This window comes from Spongiactinospora gelatinilytica, assembly GCF_003236385.1.
Classification (GTDB): Bacteria; Actinomycetota; Actinomycetes; order Streptosporangiales; family Streptosporangiaceae; genus Spongiactinospora; species Spongiactinospora gelatinilytica.
Window position 1 is genome coordinate 1 of the sequence record NZ_POUA01000863.1, and the last position, 451, is coordinate 451.

Below are 451 nucleotides of genomic sequence, written 5' to 3' on the forward strand. Positions count from 1 at the left end.
GTATATGAATGGTTTAACAACATACTCCGGATCAACATGAGGAATTGCCAGTTCGAGGTTTTGAAAGATAAGGCCTGTTGGATAACTCTGTTCCCTCTTTTTTAAACCTTCAACATAATCAGCATTTGCGTAGCCTTTCGCGTGAGCATCTTCACCAACGAGATTGAACAACTCATTTGCATCAGTAGCGTTGACGTTCAGATTGACTAGGTCCTTGGTGAACATGGATTCATACATTTCATCCACTCCTTTCTGTTATGTTTAACTTATCAGTTGATGTTCAACTTTGTTACACTCATAATAGTAAACGTTTTCAAGAATAAGTCAACAGATTTTGCCAAAAAAGTTAATTAAGTTCAAACCTGCCGTGTGAAAGCTTTGGAGGGGCCAATTTAAACGAACTTAATATTTTAGCAGTTGAACATAGTAGAACATTTTGGCATCTTGATAT

The 451-nt window shown here is 36.8% G+C and carries 1 protein-coding gene; it reads right to left on the minus strand.

What is annotated here, in order from left to right; genetic code table 11:
- A partial coding sequence (locus tag C1I98_RS39790) for a PTS sugar transporter subunit IIA (RefSeq protein WP_146607970.1) occupies nucleotides 1–237 on the minus strand: 237 nt, incomplete at its 3' end.
- Nucleotides 238–451: the final 214 nt, after the last annotated feature.